The sequence below is a fragment of the Pseudoalteromonas sp. AS84 genome, from assembly GCF_038900255.1.
Lineage (GTDB): Bacteria > Pseudomonadota > Gammaproteobacteria > Enterobacterales > Alteromonadaceae > Pseudoalteromonas.
The window spans coordinates 122,638-138,953 of record NZ_JBBMQY010000001.1 but is presented as its reverse complement, the minus strand read 5'-3'; the positions used below and the strand labels follow the sequence as shown (position 1 = coordinate 138,953).

The following is a 16,316-nucleotide window of genomic DNA, read 5'->3' as shown; positions in this document are numbered from 1 at the left end:
CATAGGTAGTCAGGACAATTAATAGGTATTTTAATGGATAAAGTGTCGAGCTTAAATTGCGAACAAAGCACTAGTTGGTTAACTAATATATATAAAAAATTAGTGACTAAAGCCTTTTCGTCAATTGAAACAGGTCAAGTTGTTTTAATTGATGGAAATGAGCGTACAGTTTTTGGCGATGTATCGTCTGCGTTAAAAGCAACAGTAACAGTTAACGATAAAGCTATGTATAAAGCGTTTGCATTATCTGGGAGCGTTGGCGCTGGTGAAGCGTATATTTTGGGTCACTGGTCTTGTGACAACTTAACTTCATTTATAGAAATATTTGCTATAAACGAAAAGCAACTCGATGAGTTTGAAAAAAAATTCGCATTTTTTAGTAATATCGCACACCGATTTAATCACATAAAAAATAAAAATTCAGAATCGGGCTCTAAAAAGAACATTGTTGCTCATTACGACTTAGGTAATGATTTGTACGAATCATTTTTAAGTAAAGAAATGCTTTACTCAAGTGCTGTATATCCTACAAAAGAAGCAACACTTGAAGAGGCACAGCAATACAAGCTTAAACGCATTTGTGAGCAAGTTGAGCTTCAAAAAAATGATTCAGTAATTGAAATTGGTACAGGGTGGGGGGCTTTTGCTATATACGCAGCCACACATTACGATTGCCATGTAACAACAACCACCATATCTGATGAGCAACATGATTTTGTAGCTAAAAAAATTGTTGAACTTGGTCTTGAGAATAAAATAACATTACTCAAGCTCGATTACAGATTACTAAAAGGTAAATACGACAAACTTGTTTCTATTGAAATGATAGAAGCGGTTGGTCATGACTATTTACCTAGCTTCTTCACTCAGTGTGGTGAGCTCTTAAAAGACGACGGCGCAATGCTTATACAAGCAATTACTATTGGCGATCAGCGTTATAAGCACTACTTAAAAAACTCTGACTTTATCCAACAGTATATTTTCCCAGGTGGGTGCTTGCCATCACTTAACGAAATGAGTGAGCAAATCAAGAATAATACCGATATGGTTATTCACACTGTTAATGATATTGGCGCTCACTACGCACGAACATTAGCGGATTGGCGTACTCGTTTTATAAAAAGCTGGCCTGATTTGGACCGCTCTAAATTTGATGAACGTTTTTATCGTTTATGGTTATTCTATTTTGCTTATTGTGAAGGTGCATTTAGAGCTAGAGCAACAAGTACAGTGCATTTAATGGCGCGTAAACCACGTTTTATTAGCGATAACGATGATATTGCGCTCAATTACTAATTTTGTTTTGTTTCAAGCAGTGTGGTTTTTATCATTACTGCTTGAAGCTGATTCGCTACTTTTTAGCGGTTTAATTATTATCTTAATGTTTTTGTTGTCAAAGCAGAAAAAACAAGACTCCTTACTATTAATTAAAGCCCTACCTTTAGCCCTGTTATTAGAATTTATAGCGGTAAAGCTAGGCTTGTTAGAATTTAAAGTATATCCCTTCCCACTATGGCTCGCTTTTTTATGGGCTGCATTATTACTTTCTTTAAATACCTCTATGGTTTTTTTAAGTAGATTAAAACTTTGGCAGGCCTTTTTGGTATGTATTGCTTTTTCGCCTGCAAGTTATTGGGCAGGTGCTCGTTTTGAAGTAATAAGCCTAGGATTACCTTTATGGCAATTTTGGCTTGTTTACGGAGCGATATGGTCTGCAGTGTTTACCGCTATCCTTTTTATAAACCAAAAAATTAAGTTGTTTATTAATCGCTGAACGCCCACAAATTTTCATTTGGCAACATTACTCACTTATTCAAAGGGAACTTATTTTGAAATTTTTACTAAAGGCAGTTACTTTTTATTTGCTTACAACTTCAATTGTTTTAGCTAACACGCAATTCAATAAAGTAGGCGAAGCACGAATGGAGTATTTATTTTGGGATGTATATGACGCTGTGCTATTTACCCCTTCAGGTAATTACAGCGCAGGAACACATCCTATTAAGTTTAAGCTTACCTATTTACGCGACTTTGAAGCTAAAGAAATAGTTAAAGCAACAAATGAGCAGTGGGAACATCTTGGAAAAACAGAATTAGCTGACAAATATGACAGTAAATTGTTGTCTATTTGGCCTGATATAAAAAAGGGTGACTCGCTAACGTTAATCACAAATGAGCAAGGTATGAGCACTTTTTATCATAATGATGAAAAAATTGGTGAAATTAATGAGCCTCAATTTTCGAGTGACTTTTTAGCCATTTGGCTTGATAAAAAAACCTCTGAGCCAAAACTACGAAAGCAACTATTAGGGAATTAATATGAACATATTAAACACGTTGAAAGCAGCTGTAATGACCGTCTCGGCTCTACTTTTAATTAGCTGTTCGGCACCAAATGTTGAACATTATAAAAATACATCGCCAAATTTCGACTTTAAAACGTTTTTTAGCGGAAATTTGAAAGCCTATGGTGTTGTACAAGACTTTAAAGGTGAACTGACCCGAAAGCTTGTCGTAGATATGAATGCGACCTGGGACGGTAACCAGGGCGTTATTGAAGAGGACTTTGTTTATGATGATGGTGAAACCCAAAAACGAATCTGGAAAATAACATTAAATGAAGACAATAGTTTAACGGGGTCGGCAGCTGATGTTATAGGTACAGCAAAAGGTAAAAGTGATGGCAGTGTATTTCACTGGAATTATGATGTTGAACTTCCATACGATGGCAGTACTTTGGAAGTGAATTTTGACGATTGGATGTACTTGGTTACACAATCGCGCTTGATAAACCGCACGTCTATTGTTAAGTTTGGAGTCGAGGTCGGGGAAGTGACCTTAGTTATCGAAAAAATATAGCTTATTTACCCAGTTGCTTAACTTGCGCCAAAATTGTACTCAAATTAAGTCTTTGTTAACCCAACATGCTGTATTTTACCGAGAATTATTTAAATTTTACTCATTTTTTAAGAATTTAAGCAAAAAATGCAATTTGCTGTTGCTAACTCTTTAAAAATGCATAAAGATAGGTTTTGCGAAGGCAAAATAATAACGAATAGGAATCTAACAATGAATAAAGCTCAATTAGTTGAAAAAATTGCTACTGATGCAGAAATCTCTAAAGCCGCTGCTACTCGTGCTCTTGACGCGTTTACAGGTGCTGTAACTTCTTCTTTAAAAGAAGGTGATTCAGTAGCATTAGTTGGTTTTGGTACTTTCTCAGTAAAAGAACGTGCAGCTCGCACTGGCCGTAACCCACAAACGGGTGCTGAGATCCAAATCGCAGCGGCAACTATCCCAAGCTTTAAAGCAGGTAAAGGTCTTAAAGACCAAGTAAACCCTTAATAGGTTTAACGAATTAAATTAAAAAAAGAGCTATTTAGCTCTTTTTTTTTATGTTTAAAAAGCCGCTATATAACGGCTTTAATAGATGAGTGTTATGCTTTTAGCGCTTTATCGCCTCGCCCAATACCAACAGCACCAGAACGTACAACTTCAATAATATCGGTTTCATGGCGAAGTGTGTCTAAAAACGATTCTATTTTGTCTGTACTGCTCACTAGTTGCAGGCTATAGCTTTGTCGGCCCATATCTAAAATAACACCTTGAAATACATCAACTACGCGAGTAACCGCTGCTCGAGTCGTCTCGTCTTGAGCAAATACTTTAACAAGTAATAGCTCGCGCTCAATGTGGCTCATTTCTGTTAAATCGATAATTTTAAGCACATCTACTAACTTGTTAACTTGCTTTGTGATCTGCTCAACAACTCTGTCGTCACCCATAGTAGTAATAGTAATACGTGACAATGATTGATCATCAGTTGTGCCAACAGTTAGGCTGTCAATGTTGTATGCACGTTGTGAAAAAAGCCCAACAATACGCGACAGTGCACCGGGTTCGTTTTCTAATAGAATAGATAAAATACGACGCATTATGCTTTTACTCCTTTACGTAACCACATCTCATCAATGCCACCTAACTTGATTTGCATTGGGTATACATGTTCTTTCTCATCAACGTTTATATCTAAAAAGACTAATCGGTCGTTAATTGACATTGCTTTATCTATAGCAGGTTGCAATTCATCAAGTGTATTTACTTGTATTCCTACATGCCCGTAGCTTTCAACTAACTTAACAAAATCAGGTAGCGAGTCCATGTAAGATGATGAATGACGTCCGCCGTAAACCATATCTTGCCATTGGCGTACCATACCTAAAGAGCGGTTATTAAGTGATACAACTTTTACCGCTAGGTTGTACTGTAAGCAGGTAGATAGCTCTTGAATATTCATTTGAATAGAGCCATCACCCGTAATACATACAGACTCTTTGTCTGGAAAGGCTAGTTTTACACCCATTGCTGCAGGTAAGCCAAAGCCCATAGTGCCTAGGCCGCCTGAATTTATCCACTGACGAGGGTGCTTAAATGGGTAATATTGCGCTGCAAACATTTGGTGCTGACCAACGTCAGAACTTACATAAGCATCGCCATTAGTGGCTTTATAAACAGCTTCAATTACGGCTTGTGGTTTAATTTTGTCGCCATCAGTGTTGTAGCTTAAACATTTTTGTTCACGCCAACTAATAATTTGACGCCACCAATCTTCTTGTGCGCTGCGATCTATTTTAATTGGGCTTTTATCAATTCCAGCTTGTAGTTGTTCTAGTACTGTTGCTAAGCAACCTACAACCGGTATGTGCGCTTTGATTGTTTTTGAAATTGAAGTTGGATCTACATCTACATGTACAATTGTGGCATTAGGACAAAACTTTTTAACGTTATTTGTTACACGATCATCAAAACGTGCACCAAGCGCTAATATCACATCAGCATTGGCCATTGCTTTGTTAGCCTCAAGCGTGCCGTGCATGCCAAGCATACCTACAAAGTTTGGATGTACACCTGATATACCGCCAAGCCCCATTAGTGTATTTGTAATGGGTGCATTTAACGATTCAACTAAATGCGTTAATTGCTCTGACGTATTTGAAATAACAATACCACCGCCAGAATAGATAACCAGTTTTTTGGCCTCTAAAATAGTCGTTACCGCTTTACGAATTTGTTTTGAGTGCCCTTTAGTATTAGGGCTGTATGTTCTTAGCTCTGTTGTTTTAGGAAATTCGTATTCAAACTTAATGGCAGGGTTAAGCATATCTTTAGGAAGCTCAACTACAACAGGCCCCGGGCGGCCTGTGCTGGCTATGTAAAAGGCTTTAGCTAAGATTGTTGGGATTTCTTTAGCACTTCGACAGTTAAAGCTGTGTTTTACTACCGGGCGAGAACAGCCAACAATATCAGTTTCTTGGAATGCATCATCACCAATTAAATTTGTAGGCACTTGGCCTGATAATACAACCATAGGAATTGAATCCATGTATGCTGTTGCAATACCCGTTATACAATTTGTAGCGCCTGGGCCTGAGGTTGCAAGTACAACACCAACGTCTCCTGTAGCACGGGCATAACCATCAGCCATATGCGTTGCAGCTTGTTCATGACGAACTAGTATATGTTCAATATCATCTTGCTGGAAAAGTGCATCATATAGGTCTAAAACCGAACCACCGGGGTAGCCAAATATGTATTTTACCTTTAACTCTTTTAATGCCTGAACTACTAGTTCAGAGCCATTATATTCTTGTTTGCTCATCCTCATTCCTCTGTGCGCTTTTTTATGCATAAAAAAACCCCCGCGTAGTGCGAGGGTTTTTAAAAAGCAGTATCACCTTTTAATACATCCCCGCTGGGCTTATAACTAAGACCAGTACGAGTACGACTAAAAGGTTAATATGTGTGTTCATAGTTTTTACCCTATTAGCAAAACACTGCTTTTAAATTAAAAATTCTGTATGGGTTTATTTTTAAGGGTTTTGAGCCTTCATGTCAACCTTGAAAGTGCTTATTTGCATTTTAAATTCGTTTTTCGTCTTTTATTAATTTAAAACTGCAAAAATATTAACGTTAAGTGAGTTACCTAGCAGAAATTATGCGTTTATTGGCTGTACTATAAAATTAGAATATAAAAGTATTTATGAACCCATAATTATCAGAACATATGTTAACTATATGTTTTTATCGCATGTTTAAATTTTTATTATTAGGTATGATTACTACATAATTCTGTTTGAGGAAAACACAGTGAAAAAAGTGACGTTAATTGCGCTTTTATCTACGCTATTAAGCCCTATCGTAGCGGCTAATAATTTAAGCCCACACGATGTTGGTATAACTAACGAAGAACGTATTTTATATTGGCTTAAAAAAAGAGACCAAGTACCTTCAAGTGAGTTAGATAGTTCATTTAAGTCGTATATGAGTAATATTGAGGTTGCCAACCACTCAATTAAAAATGGCTTTAGGCAATTTAAATCCTCCTCTACTGATTTTTCAAACACAAATAAACAACAAGCCGCTTTTTCAACGTCGCTAGTGCCAGATCAAAGCATTAATGATGTAAAAGTGTTAGCTATCTTAATTGATTTTCCTGATCTCAAACATGACGATAATCAGCTTGTAGATCAAGATACAGAGATGTTTTACGCTGAATATTCAACTGAGCACTATCAGCAAATGCTTTTTAATACTCAAGGTTATGCGGGTCCTGATGGGCAAAGCTTATCAACAGCTGCTGATTATTATAAAGCAGCGTCTGGTAATAGTTTAAACTTTACCGGGCAAGTATATGGTTGGGTAAGCGCTGATAATAACGCAAAAGTATATGGTGAACGCCAAGGTACAACACGAGATAAAAATGCGCCCGCTTTAGTCAAAGAGGCTGTGGAGAAGACGGTTGCAAAGTTTAATATTAATTTAGCTGATTATGATTTAACTGATTTAGATGATATTGATGGCGATGGAATCCTTAACGAGCCTAATGGCATTATTGACCATGTAATGATTTTTCATTCAAGTATTGGCGAAGAAGCAGGTGGTGGCTACCTAAGCACCGATGCTATTTGGTCCCATCGTTATTATGTATTTGATGAAAATAGCGGCCCGAGCGAGATTGCAGGCAGCACTATTAAACTCTTTGGTTACACAATTAATCCAATTGATGCTGGTATTGGTGTAGTAGTGCATGAGTTTGGGCATGACTTGGGATTATTGGATGAATACGACTTACAATCTAACACGGTAGGTGAGCCCGTCGCGTCTTGGTCAGTTATGTCTACAGGAAGTTGGGCAGGTTCGCCAAGAGGTTCAGAGCCCGTTATGTTTAGCCCTTACGCACTTGAGTATTTACAAAATCGATACCAAGGAAATTGGGTTAATCAGCTAACGCTTGATATGGATGAGATAGACGCTAACTCACAGCAGACATTAATTAATACTGCGAGCACTTCACAACTACAAAACCAAATAAAAGTGACACTGCCTCCAAGGCTCGAAAAATTTAAAACGCCAGTAGAAGGTGATTTTCAGTACTATTCAAATACGGGCGATAACATTAACAACAGCTTAGTTAATACCATAGCGCTACCAAGCACAACTGAGGCACTTACTTTAAGCTTTATTGCTTATTACAGTATTGAGCGCGATTACGATTTAGTACAAGTAAAAGTAAATGGGGAGCCTATTGCTAGTAATTATACACAAGCAGTTAACCCATATTATGGCAATATTGGTCCGTATATTTCAGGTGATTCATTTTTAAATAGCGATGCTAAGCAACCCAATGGATACTTAACTCATAAGTTTGATTTATCAGCTTATGCTGGGCAAACAATAGATTTGAAAATTGAATACATTACAGATGCGAACACACATTATTATGGTTTTGTTGTTGATGATATGCGTATTGAGCAAAGTGATACCTTAATCTGGCACAATAATGCACAAGATCAAATTAACACTGAATTTAATGGCTTTGCAAAAGTTGGTAGTTATACGTACGCATCGCCATCACATTACTATTTACAATTGCGTTCGTACACAGGTGTTGACAGCAGTTTGCAAGCAGAGCAGTACTCACCAGGATTATTGTTGTGGTATAGCGATAAATCTCAAGCGGATAACAACACGACAGAGCATCCAGGCAGTGGTTTTGCATTAGTGGTAGATGCCGATCAGCATTCAATAAATAAAGGCAGCACGCAAACTCCCGCTGCTTCAGCAATTCAAATACGTGATGCTGCTTTTAGCCTATATCAACAAAGGGCAGGGTTAGGTGATGATGATTTATCAGCTATCACAGAGTTTACTGATAAAACCGACTATAGTTTTTCAGCGCAACAGCCATCAGGCGTTATGCTTCCACAGGTTGGTTTTGGGTTTAATATTATAAACCAGTCAGCTGACAGTGAAGACATAGAAGTACAGCTTAATTACGATGTTATTAAGGGTATTAATTTTACCAAAACAGGTTTAATCGTTGATTTTAATATAGAAGGTTTAGCCCTAACACCTGCGAATAAATTTGCGTGGAATTTTGACGATGGCAGCTCAAGCGCAGAGTTAAATCCAACGCATACATACCAAAACTATGGCACCTACAATGTTAAGTTTACTGCTAGCAATGGTACTTCACAGCAAGTAACTGTAGTTGAAGTTACACTAGTTAAACCATTATCTGTAAATGAAATTGAATATGAAATAAACCAAGGAATATTAACAGCTCAAGCTTCGTTTACAGGTGGAGTCGCACCGTATACTTATAATTGGCAGCTAGGGGATGGAAGTACTTTAACGACGCAATCGATCACCCATAATTATTTATACTCTGGTGATTACCAAGTAACGCTTACAGTGACAGATAACGAAGGCACGGAGCAAACTAAAGCGGTTGATGTAACTGCAGTTGTTCCGCTTAGCATAGATGCAAACGTTACAGTAAATGATTTGAGCGCTCAATTTAATGCGCAAGTGACCGGTGGCTTTAATAGTTATACTTACAGTTGGGATTTTGGTGATGGCAGTGCGCTATCAAATTTACAAAACCCAATACATACTTATCAAGCTGACGGGGCATTTAATGTAACGTTGAGTGTTACTGATACTCAAACAAATGATACTTTTACTAAAGAGCTATCCCTTACAGTGCAAAAGCAGCAAAGTAGTTCTGGTTCAAGTGGCGGATCATTGGCAGGTTTATTAGTGTTATTACTTTTATGCTTACCTAGGATAAAACGCAGCTAGCAAACACAAAAAAGCCCGCTAAATTAGCGGGCTTTTGAAATTAATAACAAATATTAATTATAAACGGTCAATTACTGATTGAGTGAAATCAGTTGTACCGTGGCTGCCGCCTAAATCGCGAGTTGTACGGTCGCCTGATTTAATTACATCAGCAACAGCACTACGAATACGCTCTGCTGTGTCGCCCATATCTAAATGCTCAAGCATTTGGATAGATGCTAAAATTACAGACGTTGGGTTAGCTAGGTTTTTGCCAGCAATATCTGGAGCACTACCGTGTACAGCTTCAAAAATTGCTGCGTCTTCACCAATGTTAGCACCTGGAGCCATACCTAAACCGCCAACTAAACCAGCACAAAGGTCAGATAAAATATCACCAAATAAGTTAGTCGTTACAATTACGTCAAACTCTTCAGGTGTCATTACCAGTTTCATACACGTTGCATCAACAATCATTTCGTTTGATTCAATTTGTGGGTAACGTTCAGCTACTTCACGCGCAACTTTTAAAAACAAACCAGATGTTGATTTTAAAATGTTAGCTTTATGAACAGCTGTTACTTTTTTACGACCTTCACGTACCGCTAGCTCGTATGCAAAAGTTACTATTTTTTCTGCGCCTTCACGCGTAATTATTGATTTTGCTTCTGCTTCATTACCGTCTTCACTTACTATTTGGCCTGCACCTGAGTACATACCTTGCGTGTTTTCACGAATAGTAATGATATCAATATCGTCGTAACGAGCTTTAGTACCAACAAATGATTTAACAGGACGTACGTTAGCGTATAAACCAAATTGCTTACGAAGTGTTACGTTAATAGACGTAAAACCTTCACCTACAGGCGTTGTTAATGGGCCTTTAAGAGTGATTTTGTTTTTAGCTATTGTATCAACCGTGTCTTGTGGAAGTAACTCACCTGTTTTTTCAAGTGCAGCTAGGCCAGCATCAACAAATTCATAATCAAAGTCGCAACCTGCGGCTTTTAATATTTCAAGTGCTGAGTCGATAATGCTCGGACCGATGCCGTCGCCTTTGATCACTGTGATGGTTTGTTTGGCCATTGACTTTTCCTTTAAAGAGTTTGATTTGCACATAAATTATTACCCTGAGAGAGTAATAGCTTGTTAGGTCATTTATGTGAACGTGCTTGAAAATTTAAGGGCGCATTTATACCAAGTTATCGCCCATTTTGCTAGTTTATACAGGAAATACCGGGTATACACCAAAGTTATAATGGGTATAAGAACGTTAAATAGTCCTCTATAAATTAAATACTATTAAATAGCGCAAGCGATTCTAATTTTTGATTGAAATCAGTTAGATTTTGCCACTTTAGTATTTTCAGTTGTTCGTTTAATGTTTGCAGTTGCCACGCTGTAAGCGCAAGTTCCGGTTTAAAAACACTCTGCGCAACAATTTTAAGCGTGATCCAGAGTTTATGAGAGTCAGTTAAATGTTTTTTAGGTGTTTGCTCTGCTTCTAAAAGTGCCGTTGTCCATGGGTTGTCACTTAATAAATGAGTAAGCTGTTGCGTTAGTTGCTCGTTATTAATTGCATCCACTCCAAAAAATGAGCTAATAGGGGCACTCAATGTTTTATTTGGTGTGTCGTCAATCAGCGTTTTACGAGAAAGCTGTGTACTGCATTGCGTTAATAAAAAATGAGCATAAGCATATAAAGGTAATGTAATGTGTTCAAATTGGTCGTGTTTATTTTTACTGACTAATAAGGCCATTATTTTCACTAAACAATTTAATCTGTTAGTAACGTATGCTTGCAGAGGGTGTGGGGTAACATTAACTAATTGCTCAAAAACAACTCTTTGAATTATCGCAGGCGCATTATAATAACCGACCATCGATAAGCTATGCTTTAAGTCTTTAGCGGCCTGATGCTCCTTATTGTAAGGTTTTACTGCCTCACATAAATTCGCGACTACCTGAGGGTGAACCGCCATTAGTTGGCTTAACCCTTTATAGCTATATTCGTGCTGCAACTTAATATTACTTATTAGTTCAAGTAAAGACTGTGCTTCATCAACGTCAACTGCACTTTTCGACTTTACATGTTCACTGTTGAACACTTTAAAGTTAATAGTTTTATCAGCGCAATGCCATTGTTTTGGGTTGTCGTTAAGCGTTGCTTTAACGCTAAACCAAGCTAATTTATTTGGATTAGCGGTACTAATTAAAATATGTTTTTGTTGCGCATCAGTCGCTAAAAAAATCATGGTTTGCTCGGCATAAAAAACGCGGCTTCCCGGTAACAGTGGCCCTAAATGAGCTATAAGTGATTTGATTAGCTGCAGTGCAAATAAGTTGGGAGTGCGAATGTACAAATCAGCAAGTGCTTTAAATAAACTCATATGTTTATTAGCCGTATTGCTAGTGATGTTCATGCTAATAATATTTGCTAAAGCAATCAACGTTATGCCCCCATCGTAAAGCATAATTTTAGGGGCACTTACTAATGCTTGTTTATATTTACTTAATTTAGCTAATAATTGCGTAACGGGTTTGGCAGAATCGCCACCGGATAGCATAACTTTTGCTGCTAGTTGATGACGCACTTGCCATGTTTTTTTATCAGAGTCTTGAAAAGGTGTCTGCTCACAGAGCTTGTTTAATTGTGCTCCAACACATAAATGCTCAATAAGTGAAGCTGCAATGTATAGCTCGCTTAGAGCATTGTTGTAGTGTTGAGATTTACAAAGTGCAGCGGTTATAACGCTCTGACTAACAACTAAATTAGTAGCATAAGAATAATTAGGATTATAAAGTGTTAAACGTGCTTGTAATGCGAATGGCTGTTCGCTATAGAGCACTCTATATTGCTCAGCTAACTTACTTGCCATGGGGTATAAGGCTGTCCACTTTTGTTTATTGTTATAATAGCTTAAAAAGAGCTGCGTATTATTAAGCAGCTGCTCTAAAGTAGTTGAAACAGCTTCATCCATTAAACCTTCACCTAATTTTGTTCTTGATATTTATTATATGCACTAGGACCCCATAAAAATAGCTGCCCATTTTTAAATAATAACCCAGTACATTCATCCATAGTGGTTATACCGTCAGATGTTTTATGCTGTGTACGATAAAAAACTATCTGAAATACCTGTTCACCATCTCGTTTGGCATAAGTAAGGTCAGGGCTGCCTAAATAATCAAGCACAGTATTTAGTGTTGTTGGCTGCTCAAGTGATAGTTTTTCGATATAACGTTTATTAAAAGCTTCTCGGTCTTGCCAGATCATAGCCTGAGGATCGTCTTTATAAAAGGTGATCACCAACGTTGCTATCAGTGCATATAGCCCTAAACCTAAGATTAAATATCGGATAAATTTTTTCAATATGGTTTACTCTGACTCAGGTAACTAATAATAGTATACGTTTTGTAATGTTTAGAGGCTATTAACTTGCGACTAATTAAGTCTTAACTGCTTTAAACTAAAGCCTAAATTTATATCGGTGCGTAAACTAACCAAGTGCTTTGAGATTACGTACATATCCATATTAGCGGCTAACTTTGCTTTAATACTTGGGCTTAGAGACTCATCTTCGGCCGCATGCTCAATTGAATTATAGTTATTAACTATTTGCTGCGCAGACTTAGTACCAATTCCTTTTACTCCCGGAATATCATTTGTTTTATCACCAGCTAAAGCCCAAAAATCAACGAGCTTATTTTGCTCAACACCAAAACGCTCTTTTATACTTGTCTCATCTAAATAGAGTTTTTTAAAGTAATCATAAACTGTAATGTAGGGGCCTAAATAGGGTAAAAAGCCTTTATCAGTAGAAACAACAGTATTAGCTATTTGATTATTTGATGCCTTAAACGCAAGCGTTGCAATAATGTCATCGGCTTCATCGTTAATAGGCTCAAATACAACAATACCAGTTTCTTCTATTGCGGTTTTAAAGTGCTTTAAGGCATCTTTTAGCACTTGAGGCATTGGCGCACGTGAGTGTTTGTAGTCTTTATAAAAATGATAACGCCAGCTTTTGTCACCATCAAATACTGCAATCGCATGGGTTGCATTACTTGTATCTAAAAGCTTTTTACACGCATGAGCTACACGTGCACAGCACGTTTGTATCATTTGCTCATCGCTGTGATGTTTTTGATTTGCGTCAACGGCGTAAATGCGCCTAATTAAATTAAGCGCATCAATAAGAAGTAAATGGGGTTTCAAACTATAAAACTCATGCTTTTATTTTGTAACACGGAATGTATTTGCTGCCAGGGAGTTTCATACGGCCCTGATCAACAAATGCTTGTAATAACGTATCCATATTTTCCATAAGGGCAGGCTCGCCACTTAAAATGTATGGACCGTTTTGCTTAATGGCTTTTACGCCTTCGTCTTTTACATTTCCAGCTACAATACCTGAAAAAGCTCTGCGTAAATTAGCCGCTAATAACTGTTTTGGTTGATCAAGATGTAAATCAAGACTTGCCATATTTTCGTGTGTTGGTGCAAAAGGTTGTTGAAAATCGTTATCGATTTTTAATGTCCAGTTAAAGTAGTAGGCATCGCCTTCACTTTTACGGTAATCACGAACATTGGCCATAGCCGACCTTAGCTTTTGACCTACTAATTGCGGATTATCAATAATAACTTCAAACTTATCCAATGCTTCTTTACCCAGCGTCATTTCAATAAATTCACACAGCTCTTTAAAGTACGCTTCACTTTCTTTTGGGCCAGTTAAAATAACAGGTAAACATTGTTTGGTGTTATCTGGATGCAGTAATATGCCTAATAAATATAACAGTTCTTCGGCAGTCCCTGCGCCACCAGGAAAAATGATAATAGCGTGGGCTGTTCTTATAAAAGCTTCAAGGCGCTTTTCAATGTCAGGTAAAATAACTAATTCGTTAACAATAGGGTTTGGTGGCTCTGCAGCAATAATACTTGGCTCTGTTAGGCCTAAGTAACGGTTATTGGTATTGCGCTGTTTTGCATGGCCAATAGTGGCACCTTTCATTGGCCCTTTCATGGCACCAGGGCCACAACCAGTACAAATATTTAATCCACGTAAGCCTAGTTCGTAACCTACTTGTTTTGTGTATTTATATTCAATTTCGTTTATTGAGTGTCCGCCCCAGCAAACAACCATACTTGGCTCGCTATTAACACGCAAAGCACCTGCATTTCTGAGCATATCGAACACCATATGAGTAATGGCTTTTTGCTCTTTTAAATCTTTTTCGTATTTTTGACAAATAAACAAAATATCGCGAATAACAGAAAATATATGCTCGTGAATTCCGGTAATTATTTCGCCATCAACAAATGCGGTTTCGGGCGGGTTTTCAAGCTCAATTTTAATGCCTCGTTCGCGGCTTACTAAACGAATATCAAAATCTTTGTATTTGTCGTATATATCGCTACTTTCGTCGGTATGGCTACCTACATTAAGTACTGCTAATACGCAGTTTCTAAATAACCTATAACGCTCACTAGCAGAAGATTGCTCTAATAAATCAACTTCTAATTGCGACAGTAAATCTAAAACCCCAGTTGGGTTTAACTGTATTAACATAGACGTTCTCCTTACTGCTAAATCGTAAAAAACTACTTGTCATAAAATTTATAATAGCTATGACATTATTTACTGGTACAAAGTCTATCTCGTCCTGAATTTTTGGCCTCGTAAAGAGCATCATCTGCTCTATCAAATGCCTTTAACAGAGTATCGCCTTTTTTAAACTGAGTAGCACCTACCGAAATAGTGATCTCAATTTGTTTTTCTCTAAATTTAAAAGGTATATTTTTAATTACCTTTCTTACTTTATCCAGAGGTAATGTTGCGTTTTCAAGCGACACACCTGGCATTAACAATACAAATTCTTCACCGCCGTAACGCGCTATAAAATCGGACTTTCTTACCGATTTTTGCAACGCTTTTGATATAACCTGTAAGGTAATGTCACCTGCGGTATGGCCAAATCTATCATTGATAGATTTAAAGTGGTCAACATCAATAACCGCAAGCGTAACATCAGAGGGCTGCACATTAAACAAATGCATTTCGTGATTGTAACGTTCATCAAATGCAGCTCGGTTAGGCAGTTTTGTAAGCCCATCAAGTAAACTTTTAAAGCGCTGTTCGTTTAAGCGTTTTTTATACGTTGTTAACTTATCTTCTAAAGTAACAATTCGTTTGTTTATTTCACTAAAGCTAGTGCTAAGCATTTCTCTATCTTTTCGTTCTAGCTTTTCTTTTGCTAAAAAGTCTTCGCTTAGTGATTTTAATTCGTTATCTACAAGTTCTTTTAAAGATGAGATTGACGTTGCTTTTTGTGTTTGTTCGTTGAGGTTTTTTATTTTTAGTTCAATGCTTTTATTTAACGAATCAAATTCAACACTCATTGATTCAGAGTGCCTGCTAGTAGAGACAATAGAATTATGTAGATCTTCGAGGGTTTGATTTAATGAAACTAAAAAGCTTTGTGCAGATTTACGCTCTTTGCTAATGTTTTTTACTACAACTTCAATTATGTTAATCGCAACATCGAGTAATGCATCGATTGTGTCACTTTCTGTAATATTATTTTTTATACTATTAATTTGTAGTGTAGCTTCTTCTTCAAGTATAAGTTCGTTAGCTAGCTCAAGCAGTTTTTTTGCACGAGCTTGTTTTACAGGGCGCTGATTATCGGCTTGAGGGTCTTGCTTAGTTAGCAATGCTTCATGATAAAAGATAATAAGTTGATCAAGTAGCGGAATATAACCATGGGTTGACTGAACGTTATTAATCTCTTGATCGAGTAAATTTCTCAGGGCTCTGCGAGTATCGTCAGGTAAACCTTTGGTTTTTTGTAACTGTTTACCTGCATTTTGTACACTGTTGAATAAATCACGTTGCTGAGCTTGCTGAATCGATTCTTGATTTTTAAGTAATATCAAAGTTTCACTAACAAGGGGAGAGAGGTCTTCAAAGCTCATACCTTTATTGAGTGCACTTCTAAATTTAGCAAGGCGATTATCTAACTCAATATCAAGCCCTTTACAGCTTAGCGAAAGTTTAGCTGCAAAGTCGCACAAAATATCCACTTGATGTTTGCGTGCACTCTCAACAGCCATACGAGCATCAATTGCTTGTTTGAGTTTTTTATCTGTTGGATTAGATCTTTCAGACACTTAAGCGTACCGCCATCAA

Annotated in this window: 14 protein-coding genes; 6 read left to right on the top strand and 8 right to left on the bottom strand. The window is 37.3% G+C overall.

Annotated features, from left to right (window positions below):
• Nucleotides 1-33 precede the first annotated feature (33 nt).
• The 5 genes from WNY79_RS00555 to WNY79_RS00535 all read left to right on the top strand — a co-directional run bounded on the left by WNY79_RS00555 (nucleotide 34) and on the right by WNY79_RS00535 (nucleotide 3,345).
• Nucleotides 34-1,296 (top strand): cyclopropane-fatty-acyl-phospholipid synthase family protein, encoded by a 1,263-nt coding sequence (locus tag WNY79_RS00555; protein WP_342874803.1) that lies wholly within the window; start codon nucleotides 34-36, stop codon nucleotides 1,294-1,296.
• Nucleotides 1,274-1,774 (top strand): DUF2878 domain-containing protein, encoded by a 501-nt coding sequence (locus WNY79_RS00550; RefSeq protein WP_342874802.1) that lies wholly within the window; start codon nucleotides 1,274-1,276, stop codon nucleotides 1,772-1,774. The genes WNY79_RS00555 and WNY79_RS00550 overlap by 23 nt, the downstream gene beginning before the upstream one ends.
• Before the next feature lie 55 nt (nucleotides 1,775-1,829).
• Nucleotides 1,830-2,318 carry a chalcone isomerase family protein gene (locus WNY79_RS00545; RefSeq protein WP_170071453.1) on the top strand — a complete coding sequence of 163 codons (489 nt, stop codon included), beginning with the start codon at nucleotides 1,830-1,832 and terminating at the stop codon, nucleotides 2,316-2,318.
• Nucleotide 2,319: 1 nt separating this feature from the next.
• Nucleotides 2,320-2,859 (top strand): DUF3833 domain-containing protein, encoded by a 540-nt coding sequence (locus tag WNY79_RS00540; RefSeq protein WP_024598106.1) that lies wholly within the window; start codon nucleotides 2,320-2,322, stop codon nucleotides 2,857-2,859.
• A 210-nt stretch (nucleotides 2,860-3,069) separates the two neighbouring features.
• On the top strand, nucleotides 3,070-3,345 hold the full coding sequence (locus WNY79_RS00535) for an HU family DNA-binding protein (RefSeq protein ID WP_002962474.1): 276 nt from the start codon (nucleotides 3,070-3,072) through the stop codon (nucleotides 3,343-3,345).
• A gap of 92 nt (nucleotides 3,346-3,437) precedes the next feature.
• On the opposite strand, the gene ilvN is transcribed toward WNY79_RS00535, so the two are convergent.
• Both ilvN and WNY79_RS00525 read right to left on the bottom strand, forming a co-directional pair.
• The gene (gene ilvN / locus WNY79_RS00530) at nucleotides 3,438-3,935 is read right to left on the bottom strand and encodes an acetolactate synthase small subunit (protein WP_007580691.1); all 498 of its coding nucleotides are present in this window, start codon (nucleotides 3,933-3,935) and stop codon (nucleotides 3,438-3,440) included.
• Nucleotides 3,935-5,659, bottom strand: coding sequence for an acetolactate synthase 3 large subunit (locus WNY79_RS00525; RefSeq protein WP_024598105.1), 1,725 nt, complete (start codon nucleotides 5,657-5,659; stop codon nucleotides 3,935-3,937). Before WNY79_RS00525 ends, ilvN begins: the two co-directional genes overlap by 1 nt.
• Before the next feature lie 488 nt (nucleotides 5,660-6,147).
• Here WNY79_RS00525 and WNY79_RS00520 point away from each other — a divergent pair, with 488 nt between their 5' ends.
• Nucleotides 6,148-9,144, top strand: a complete 2,997-nt coding sequence (locus tag WNY79_RS00520) for an immune inhibitor A domain-containing protein (protein WP_342874801.1) — start codon at nucleotides 6,148-6,150, stop codon at nucleotides 9,142-9,144.
• Nucleotides 9,145-9,201: 57 nt separating this feature from the next.
• Here WNY79_RS00520 and WNY79_RS00515 read toward each other — a convergent pair whose 3' ends face one another.
• The 6 genes from WNY79_RS00515 to WNY79_RS00490 all read right to left on the bottom strand — a co-directional run bounded on the left by WNY79_RS00515 (nucleotide 9,202) and on the right by WNY79_RS00490 (nucleotide 16,297).
• Entirely contained in the window at nucleotides 9,202-10,209 is a 1,008-nt protein-coding gene (locus WNY79_RS00515; protein ID WP_024598103.1) for an isocitrate dehydrogenase, read from the bottom strand.
• A 206-nt stretch (nucleotides 10,210-10,415) separates the two neighbouring features.
• On the bottom strand, nucleotides 10,416-12,104 hold the full coding sequence (locus tag WNY79_RS00510) for a hypothetical protein (RefSeq protein WP_342874800.1): 1,689 nt from the start codon (nucleotides 12,102-12,104) through the stop codon (nucleotides 10,416-10,418).
• Nucleotides 12,105-12,115: 11 nt separating this feature from the next.
• On the bottom strand, nucleotides 12,116-12,499 hold the full coding sequence (locus WNY79_RS00505) for a DUF3192 domain-containing protein (protein ID WP_024598101.1): 384 nt from the start codon (nucleotides 12,497-12,499) through the stop codon (nucleotides 12,116-12,118).
• A gap of 69 nt (nucleotides 12,500-12,568) precedes the next feature.
• Nucleotides 12,569-13,342 carry a flap endonuclease Xni gene (xni, locus tag WNY79_RS00500; RefSeq protein WP_342874799.1) on the bottom strand — a complete coding sequence of 258 codons (774 nt, stop codon included), beginning with the start codon at nucleotides 13,340-13,342 and terminating at the stop codon, nucleotides 12,569-12,571.
• Nucleotides 13,343-13,352: 10 nt separating this feature from the next.
• Complete coding sequence (ppnN, locus tag WNY79_RS00495; protein WP_024598100.1) at nucleotides 13,353-14,696, bottom strand: nucleotide 5'-monophosphate nucleosidase PpnN; 1,344 nt, start codon at nucleotides 14,694-14,696, stop codon at nucleotides 13,353-13,355.
• 65 nt (nucleotides 14,697-14,761) lie between these two features.
• Nucleotides 14,762-16,297, bottom strand: a complete 1,536-nt coding sequence (locus tag WNY79_RS00490) for a diguanylate cyclase (RefSeq protein ID WP_342874798.1) — start codon at nucleotides 16,295-16,297, stop codon at nucleotides 14,762-14,764.
• Nucleotides 16,298-16,316: the final 19 nt, after the last annotated feature.

Excerpts from the sequence above, each read along its gene's own strand:
- WNY79_RS00555 (WP_342874803.1), top strand. The coding sequence starts at position 34 with ATGGATAAAGTGTCGAGCTTAAATTGCGAACAAAGCACTAGTTGGTTA.
- WNY79_RS00550 (WP_342874802.1), top strand. The coding sequence starts at position 1,274 with ATGATATTGCGCTCAATTACTAATTTTGTTTTGTTTCAAGCAGTGTGG.
- WNY79_RS00540 (WP_024598106.1), top strand. The coding sequence starts at position 2,320 with ATGAACATATTAAACACGTTGAAAGCAGCTGTAATGACCGTCTCGGCT.
- WNY79_RS00535 (WP_002962474.1), top strand. The coding sequence starts at position 3,070 with ATGAATAAAGCTCAATTAGTTGAAAAAATTGCTACTGATGCAGAAATC.
- ilvN (WP_007580691.1), bottom strand. The coding sequence starts at position 3,935 with ATGCGTCGTATTTTATCTATTCTATTAGAAAACGAACCCGGTGCACTG.
- WNY79_RS00525 (WP_024598105.1), bottom strand. The coding sequence starts at position 5,659 with ATGAGCAAACAAGAATATAATGGCTCTGAACTAGTAGTTCAGGCATTA.
- WNY79_RS00515 (WP_024598103.1), bottom strand. The coding sequence starts at position 10,209 with ATGGCCAAACAAACCATCACAGTGATCAAAGGCGACGGCATCGGTCCG.
- WNY79_RS00510 (WP_342874800.1), bottom strand. The coding sequence starts at position 12,104 with ATGGATGAAGCTGTTTCAACTACTTTAGAGCAGCTGCTTAATAATACG.
- ppnN (WP_024598100.1), bottom strand. The coding sequence starts at position 14,696 with ATGTTAATACAGTTAAACCCAACTGGGGTTTTAGATTTACTGTCGCAA.